The organism is uncultured Mailhella sp., assembly GCF_944324615.1.
Lineage (GTDB): Bacteria > Desulfobacterota > Desulfovibrionia > Desulfovibrionales > Desulfovibrionaceae > Mailhella.
The window spans coordinates 40,695-49,385 of record NZ_CALUWY010000018.1; the positions used below are offsets into that span (position 1 = coordinate 40,695).

7 protein-coding genes are annotated in these 8,691 nt (G+C 63.5%); 5 read left to right on the forward strand and 2 right to left on the reverse strand.

The features are described from left to right. The first annotated feature begins 9 nt into the window (after positions 1–9). From thiM to Q0K07_RS06050, 3 genes are all read left to right on the forward strand, one after another. Positions 10–816, forward strand: coding sequence for a hydroxyethylthiazole kinase (gene thiM, locus Q0K07_RS06040; RefSeq protein ID WP_294557745.1), 807 nt, complete (start codon positions 10–12; stop codon positions 814–816). A 66-nt stretch (positions 817–882) separates the two neighbouring features. After that, a complete protein-coding gene (thiE, locus tag Q0K07_RS06045; protein WP_294557746.1) occupies positions 883–1,518 on the forward strand; it encodes a thiamine phosphate synthase in 636 nt (211 codons plus the stop codon). 76 nt (positions 1,519–1,594) lie between these two features. Next, positions 1,595–4,111: a hypothetical protein gene (locus tag Q0K07_RS06050; RefSeq protein WP_294557747.1), complete on the forward strand. Its 2,517-nt coding sequence runs from the start codon at positions 1,595–1,597 to the stop codon at positions 4,109–4,111. Between the two features lie 187 nt (positions 4,112–4,298). On the opposite strand, the gene Q0K07_RS06055 is transcribed toward Q0K07_RS06050, so the two are convergent. After that, complete coding sequence (locus tag Q0K07_RS06055) at positions 4,299–5,708, reverse strand: MATE family efflux transporter (protein ID WP_294557748.1); 1,410 nt, start codon at positions 5,706–5,708, stop codon at positions 4,299–4,301. 365 nt (positions 5,709–6,073) lie between these two features. Next, a complete protein-coding gene (locus tag Q0K07_RS06060) occupies positions 6,074–6,895 on the reverse strand; it encodes a TetR/AcrR family transcriptional regulator (RefSeq protein WP_294557749.1) in 822 nt (273 codons plus the stop codon). Positions 6,896–7,592: 697 nt separating this feature from the next. Between Q0K07_RS06060 and Q0K07_RS06065 the strand changes: the two genes are divergently transcribed. Then, entirely contained in the window at positions 7,593–8,423 is an 831-nt protein-coding gene (locus Q0K07_RS06065) for a hypothetical protein (protein WP_294557750.1), read from the forward strand. Positions 8,424–8,566: 143 nt separating this feature from the next. Then, positions 8,567–8,691, forward strand: a 125-nt coding sequence (locus Q0K07_RS06070) for an FAD-dependent oxidoreductase (protein WP_294557751.1), incomplete at its 3' end; no start/stop codon positions are given.

Genomic DNA, 8,691 nt, shown 5'->3' on the forward strand with positions numbered 1-8,691 from the left:
CAAGGAATCATGATGAAGGAAAAGATTCTCGCCGCCATAAGCGCCGTTTATGCCAGAAAGCCCCTCGTGCACAGCATCACCAATTTCGTGGTCATGCAGGTTTCGGCCAACGCCCTGCTTGCCGCGCACGCCTCGCCCCTCATGGCCCATGCCGCCGAGGAAATGGACGACCTCACCAGCATCGACGACGCTCTTGTGCTCAACATAGGCACCCTCGACCCCGACTGGCTCTCCAGCATGGAACTTGCCGGCACGCTCATGAAGAAAAAGGGCAAGCCCGTGGTGCTCGACCCCGTGGGCGCCGGCGCCTCGGGCCTGCGCACCCGCGCGGCGCTCCGTCTGCTGGATCTGGTGCGGCCCGACATCCTGCGCGGCAACGCCTCGGAAATCATGGCGCTGGATGCGGAAATCCGCGCCGCCGACAAGGTGCTCACCAAGGGCGTGGACAGCCGCAACGAAAGCGCGGACGCGCTCTCTTCCGCCCGTAATCTGGCCCTGCGCTTCGGCTGCACGGTGAGCGTGAGCGGAGAAACCGACTTCATCACCGACGGGCACGAAACCCTTGCCGTGGAGGGCGGTTCCCCCCTCATGCCCCTCGTCACGGGCATGGGCTGCTCCGCCTCCGCCATCACCGGGGCCTACGCCGCCGCAGGCGATCCCCTCACGGCGGCCTGTGCGGCCATGGCCGTCATGGCCTCCGCCGGAGAAAAAGCCGGGAAAAAGGCCGCGGGCCCGGGGAGCTTCCTGCCCGCCTTCCTCGACGAGCTGTACCTGCTGGATGCCGAAGATGCGGCCCGGCGCGTCCGCAGGGTATGACGGCAGAACGCCCCTCCGCATCCGGCATCCCGCCGTGCGGAGGGGAAAAGCATGGAGGAGAACACCATGAAAAACTGGCGGGCATACCGCAATTACGGCGTGTACCTCGTCACGGACAGGGAACTTTGTCTGGGAAGGCCCCTCGATGAGGTGGTGCTTGCCGCCGTGCGCGGCGGAGCGGGCGCCGTGCAGCTCCGGGAAAAGCACGCCGACTCCCGGGAATTTCTCGCCCTCGCCCGGGCGCTGGTTTCCCGCCTTCAGCCCATGGGCATTCCGCTCATCGTGAACGACAGGGCCGACATCGCCCTTGCCGCGGGCGCGGCCGGGCTGCATGTGGGCCAGAGCGACCTTCCGCCCGAAGACGCCCGCCGCCTCATGGGGGAAAACGCCATCATCGGTCTTTCCGTGGAAACGCGGGAGGAACTTCTTGCGGCGGAGAAGCTCGACATCGACTATGTGGGCATAAGCCCCGTATTCGCCACGCCCACCAAAACCGACACCCTCGCGCCCTGGGGACTCGACGGCCTGCGCTGGGCCAGGGAACATTCCCCCCTCACGCTGGTGGCCATAGGCGGCATTCACAGGGAAAACGCCGCCGCCGTGCTGGAGGCCGGTGCCCACAGCCTTGCCGTGGTGTCGGAAATATGCTCCGCAGACAGCCCGGAAGAGGCGGCGCGCGGCCTGAAGGCCCTTTTCCGCTAGATCCCCTTTTGCACAGGACCGCAGCGCTCTGCCCCGGCATGCCGCCGGAACAGGCCGAACCATGAAGGAATGCGCCGTGAATCATCTTTCCCCGCACGCTCCCGGACACATTCTCATCCGGGGAGCAAGAGTACACAACCTGAAGAACGTGGATGCGGACATTCCCCTGAACGCCGTGGTGGCCGTGGCCGGGGTGTCGGGCTCCGGCAAGTCGTCGCTGGCCCTCGGCGTGCTCTATGCCGAAGGTTCGCGCCGCTATCTGGAGGCGCTTTCCGCCTATACGCGGCGGCGCATGACGCAGGCGGCAAAGCCGCAGGTGGACGAGGTGCTGTATGTGCCCGCCGCCCTGGCCCTCAGGCAGAGGCCGGGCATTCCCGGCATACGCAGCACCTTCGGCACGGGCACGGAGCTGCTGAACAGCCTGCGCCTCATGTTCTCGCGTCTGGCAAGCCATGTGTGCCCGGCCGGACACCATGTGCCGCCCTCCCTGGCCGTGGCGGCGGAAAAGCCCCTGGTCTGCCCGGTGTGCGGGGCCGTGTTCCACGGGCCGGCTGCGGAAGATCTGGCCTTCAACAGCAGAGGAGCCTGCCGCACCTGCGAAGGCACGGGCCTTGTGCGCACCGTGGACATGGCCTCCCTTGTGCCGGATGATTCCCTCACCATCGACGAAGGGGCCGTGGCCCCGTGGAACTCGCTCATGTGGTCGCTCATGACGGACGTGTGCCGCGCCATGGGCGTGCGCACCGACGTGCCCTTCCGCGACCTTACGGAAGAGGAAAAGAACATCGTCTATCACGGCCCGGCGGAAAAGAAACATATCTTCTACAAGGCCAGAAGCTCCAATCAGGCCGGAGAGCTGGACTTCACCTATTACAACGCCGTCTACACCGTGGAAAACGCCCTTGCCAGGGTCAAGGACGAAAAGGGCATGAAGCGGGTGGAAAAATTCCTGAAGCAGGACATCTGCCCCGACTGCGGAGGCACGCGCCTTTCCGCCGCCGCACGGGCGCCCCTGCTCCACGGCCTCACCCTGGACAGGGCCTGCGCCCTGCCCCTTTCCGAACTGGTGCAGCGCGTGGCCGAAGTGCCCGGCACCCTGCCTGCGGACATGGTGCCCATGGCGGAAAGCATCTGCACCGCCTTTCAGGATACGGCACGCCGGCTGCTGGAACTGGGACTCGGCTACCTTTCCCTCGACCGGGCCGTTTCCACCCTCTCCACCGGGGAGCGGCAGAGAATGCAGCTTGCCCGCGCCGTGAAAAGCCGCACCACGGGCGTTCTCTATGTGCTGGACGAACCTTCCATAGGCCTGCACCCCTACAATCTCGCAGGTCTTTCCGGCGTGATGCGCGACCTTGTGGCGGACGGCAATTCCGTGGTTCTCGTGGACCACGACACAAGCCTTCTCGCCGGGGCGGACTGGCTCATCGAACTCGGGCCGGGAGCGGGCGCCGGGGGCGGGCGCATCATTGCCGAAGGCACCGTGGATGACGTGGCAAAAAATCCTTCCTCGCGCATAGGCCCCTTTCTTGCCGATGCGGAAAAGGTGGAGGAAAAACGCAGTGACGAAGCGCTCTTTTCCCAAGGGCGCATACACCTGCGCACCTCTGAGATCCATACGGTGAAGCCCCTCGACGTTTCCTTCCCCCGGGGCAGGATGACCGTGGTCACCGGCGTTTCCGGTTCGGGCAAGACCACCCTCGTGCTGGAAAGCCTCGTGCCCGCCCTTCAGGCCGCCATACAGAAAAGCCCCCTGCCCGCCCATGTGCTTTCGGTGGAAGCCGGGGACATCGCCCATGTGAAGCTCATCGACGCCGCGCCCATAGGCGTGAACGTGCGCTCCACCGTGGCCACCTATGCCGACGTGCACGACGACATGCGCAAGCTCTTCGCCCGCCTGCCCGAAGCGAAGAGGCGGGGATACAAGGCCGGGGATTTTTCCTACAACACCGGAAAACTGCGCTGCCCCACCTGCGACGGCACGGGCACGGTGAGCCTCGACGTGCAGTTTCTGCCCGATGTGGACATTCCCTGCCCGGACTGCCGGGGAAGCCGCTTCGCCCCCGAAGCCGGAGAGGTGAAGTACACGGACTCCCGGGGCCGGGAATACTCCCTGCCCGAGCTCATGGCCATGGACGTTCATACCGCACTGGAGGCCTGTGCGGACATGAAGCTGGTGCGTCAGCGCCTTTCGGTGCTGGAACAGCTGGGACTCGGCTACCTCACTCTCGGGGAGGGCACGCCCGGCCTTTCCGGCGGCGAGGCCCAGCGCCTCAAGCTGGCCGGTGAAATGGGGCGCGGGCAGGCCGATGCCGTGTTCGTGTTCGACGAACCCACCACGGGCCTGCATCCGCTGGATGTGGAAACCCTGCTTTCCGTGTTCCGCGCCCTCATGGACAGGGGCGCCACCGTCATCGTCATCGAGCACGACCTTGCCGTGATGCGCAGCGCCGACTACATCGTGGACATGGGCCCGGGCGGCGGCAGGGACGGCGGAACCATCGTGGCGACGGGCACGCCGTGGGAAATCACGCAGGTGCCTTCGAGCCTCACCGGAGCCTGCCTTGCCGGACGCCTGAAGACGGACGCATAAGCCCCGCGCTTTTGGGGAAGGCGGCCGTGCAACAGCCCGGGGAGCCTTCCCCTTTCCTCCTCTGCCGTCGTCTTCTCCGGCAAAAAGGCCCCCCTTCGCCGGGCACGAGGCCCGGAAAAGGCAGAAAACAAAAACAGGGCGGATGCGGCATCACACCGCATCCGCCCTGCATGCTTTCAGGAAAGAATCAGTACTTCTTGGGCTTGAAGAAGTTCGACGGCGGCCTGCATTCCGGGTCGCCGGGCATGCAGGTATTGTCTTCCGCACGAAGGGCAAGGAAGAGGAACACGGCCGCCACCGTGCAGCCCGTGAAGTCGGCAATGGGAATGCTCATCCACACGCCGTCCAGCCCGAAGAACAGGGGCATGATGAGCAGCGCGGGCACAAGGCATATCATCTGACGGCAGAGGGACACCACGCTTGCGATCTTGGCCTGACCTATGGACTGGAAATAGGTGCCGATGATGATCTGCGGCCCCACGAAGATGAACAGGCCGCCGGTGATGCGCAAGGCTCTTGCCGAAACCTGCGTGAGTTCGGCGTGATCGGTGAAGATGCGCACCAGAAGTTCGGGGATGAACCAGGCGCCCAGCATGCCCGCCAGGGTGATGATGGTGGCGCTGATCATGCCGTACTTCAGGGCGAGGCGCACGCGGTCGGGCCTTTTGGCGCCGAAGTTGAAGCCGATGATGGGCTGCATGCCCTGCCCCAGCCCGATGACGCTCAGCGCAAAGAGCATGAGCAGACGGTTCAGGATGCCGAAGGCGCCGATGGCCATGTCGCCGCCGTACTTCTGAAGGGCGCGGTTGATGACCACCACCACGATGCAGGCGCAGAAGTTGATGAGAAAGGGCGCCATGCCTATGGCCAGAATCTTGCGTATGCTCTTCATCCTGAGCTTCCAGATATCCTTCTGGAAATGGATGAGGGAACTTTTGCGGGCGAAATGCGCCACCAGCCAGATCACCGACATGGTCTGCCCGGCTATCTGCGCCCAGGCCGCGCCGTACATGCCCCAGCCCCACCAGAAAATGAAGATGGGGGAAAAGGCCACGATGCCCAGAGCGGAAAGCAGGGCCGTCATCATGGCCGTCTTGGGGTAGCCCGTGGCGCGCGCCAGGAAGTTGAAGCCCAGCATGAGGAAGCCTATGGGCGAAAGCACCACCAGAGGCAGCATGAACTCGTGGGCATAGCGCAGCGTGTCGCCGCTTGCGCCGAAGAACATGAGCAGCGGATCAAGGAAAATCCAGAACAGCACGCCGAAGATCAGGCCGAAGATGATTTCCAGCATCACGGAATGCCCCAGCATGCTCCGCGCCTTGATCATGTTCTTGCGCCCGAGTTCTATGGAGCACAGCGCCGCGCAGCCCACGGCCACCAGCTGACAGAAGGCCATGAGCAGGTTGATGAGCGGAAAGGTGACGGCCATGGCCGCAAGGGCCAGATGCCCCACGCCGTGGCCGATGTAGATGGCGGAAATGATCTGGTTGAGGGCCACGATGATCATGCCGAGAATGGCGGGAATGGAATATTCGAGAAGAAGGCGGCCCACGCCCTTCGTTCCCATTTCATTGGCTTTGTCGTTGGTCTGCGTCACTGTCCCCTCCCCGGTCCGCTCGCAGGACCGGCCCGGGAATACAGGCCCCGGATACCCCGCCTCAGGGAACCGGCTCCCCCTGCGCAGCCCTCTCAGGGCGCGCCGTGAAGCCGATGCTCCGGCGAAACACATTTTTTCTGAAAAACGCACGTTCTGAAGCCGCGCGGCAACATGCCGCCGAAAACAAAGGCGCAGGGCCTGCGGCCGCACCGCGGCACTCGGCGGCCGCCCGCACAGCCCGGGGAGCCTTCCCTCTCGTGCGCGGGCGTCTTACTTCCGCCCTTCACGGCCGCACGAAACGCGCACAGGCCGGAAGTGCTCCATGATTATTCCATAATCACAGGCTCAGGAAAAAAAGCAAGTCCTCACGCCTCTTCCGGAGCAGATTCCTCCTTCTCCTCCCGGGCTTCTTCCTCGGCGGGAGCCTCGGCGGAAGCAGCCTTCCGCGTCGTGCGGCGGGGGCTTCTGCGCACGGCCGCAGAAGCGCGCCTCTTTGCGCGCGGCTCCTCATTAAGGAAGGGCATGGGCGCATCCCAGTCCAGCAGGGAAACGCCGATGAGGTACGAAATCCAGGCCGCGTATTCCTCAGGCTCCCAGTTGAGCACCTTGGTCAGCCTGCGGTGCATGCCCGGCGTGGTGATGCTCCAGTAAAGCTCCGTGGCGCGCTCTTCGGAAAGGCCGGGACGAAGCATGCCGTCCTCCGCCATCTTGTGCACGGACTTGCGGCACTTTTCCAGCAGCATGAGGCTCTGATCCCTCTCCTGCTCGGCAAATTCCGGGGAAAGCACGCTCATGCCCCGGATGATGTCGAACACGGGCATGGCGTCTTCCATGAGCAGGGCCGTGAAATGGCCTATTTCCTGCACCCGCTCCTTGCCCGTCATGATCTGCGGGATGGAATCGCGCAGCTTGTCGTAGCGCTTGGCCTCCACGGTGGTTTCCAGTATGGCCGCCAGTACGCCCTTCTTGGAACCGCACACGGCATACACCGTCTGCGGCGCGACACCGGCTTCCCGGGCTATGGCTTCCAGCGTCATGTCGGCGTAGCCCTTTTCCTTCATGAGCTGCATGGCGGCCGCGACGATACGCGCCTTCGTCACATTTGCCTGTTCCTTTCTGCGGGGCGAATGGTAGGAGCGCGTCTTCTTCACGGATTCCTGGACGCCGTCTGCGGCTTTTCTGGCCATGTGGAATTCCTCAATATTGAATAGAATTTAATAAGATAAACTGACATTACCCTATCCATTACCGATAGGCAATGTTAAAAAATGTCTTTGAAGCGGCAGAGAAAAACAGCGCGCCGTGGCAGAAAAAAATGGCGCGTCGCCGTGGACTCATACGCCTTGACTTCGTTCCCTGCAAGTCCCCCCGAAGGTGGGGGAAAAGGCGGCATCCGGGGGACGAAGCGGCCGGAAACGCTTCCCCCGTCTGCAAAAAAGGACGGACCATTCCTCCGGTGAAGCGGTGAACGAGCCCGGAAAAAATCGCAGGCGCACGGAAATTTCCGCCCCTACCCCCGTTTTTCCGTGCGCCCGGGCCTTCTCCGGCAAAAGGCCCGTTTCCGCCCCCTGCCGGAAACACGGCGCACAGCATGGAAAAAACGGCCCCTTCCCGGCGTGTGCCGCGCGGAAAAAAAGCCCTGCGCGCCCCTCCGGCAGAGGCGTTTCCGCGCCTGACGAATCTTGACAGGAGAGGTGATTTTCACTAGAATGAAAATCTATTAAATATGTTTTCCCCAGAAAGGGAAAAACCGGCCTTCCGTTGCCATATTCCCTGTTTTCTGGTGAAATACCGCGCAGGCCGCAACCTTTCCGCCGGGCATTCCGGCAAGGCCGCTTTTCCGGCCCGGACATACAGAATTTCTAACCGTTATGGAGTTTTGCCATGGCCATCACTCTCTACAGGGCTCCCAACTGTATCCGTTGCCGCATCACGCATGAATTCATGGATGCCAGGGGCATCAACTACGGCAGCTATGACCTCGAAGCCGACAAGGACATTGTGAACGGCTTTTACCGTGCCAACCGCAAATACCTGCACCGCAACGAAACCGGCGTGGAATTCCCCATGTTCCATGACGATGACGGCGACGTGGTGCTTCAGGGCACGGGCGTCATCATAGCCTATCTTCTTTCCGGCAAGGCCCTCGGCGACGCCGGCGCCGTTTCCGAAAGCAAGATGCTGCACGGCTGGATTTCCGGCCTGAACGTCTCCAAGGTTCCCGCCGGTGAGGAAGATCACTTTGTGGAACTCATCACCGCACTGTCCAAGGGCGGACTTCAGGTGGTGCTCGACAGCGACGGCCGCAATGCCGACCTGCTGGAAAGGCTCATCAACACCGGCTGCCTCACCCGCATCCGTCTGAACATCCCCGGCCCGGCCTCCGTGTACCCCGCCGCCGTGGGCGGCGAAGCCCCCTCCAGGGAAGAACTCGGCAAGAGCATCGCCCTTGTGCGCGCCTTCAAGGACAACGTCATCCGCCTCTACCTTGAGCCCATTGCTCAGGCCGACGGCTCCCTCGCCTGGCTTTCCCCCGCCGACGCGGCCCTGGCCGGCAAGATGGTGGCCGAAGCCTGCGGCGACATGATGCTGCCCTTCGGCATTCAGGCCAGCACCGAACCCGTGAAGGGTCTGGATGCGCTCACCAACCTGCTGCCCTACCGCTCCAAGGTGCGCGCCGCCCTTCCCAAGACCGACATCATCAAGAGCGAATAAAAGGCGCCGCTTCCTCCCCACAGGCGGAAGCAGCCCGGAACCGGCCGCCCGAAAGGCGCTCCTTTCCCCGAAAGGGCGGCCGTCCCGGATGAAACGGGCCCGCAAAGCCGGGCCTGAAACATAGTTATCAAGGCAGGCAACAAATGGCTCTTCGCATCACCGTCATCGGTGCAGGCCCCGGCGGCTACACTGCCGCCTTTGACGCCGCAAAGCGCGGCGCGGAAGTCACCCTCGTGGAATCCACCTGGCTCGGCGGCACATGCCTCAA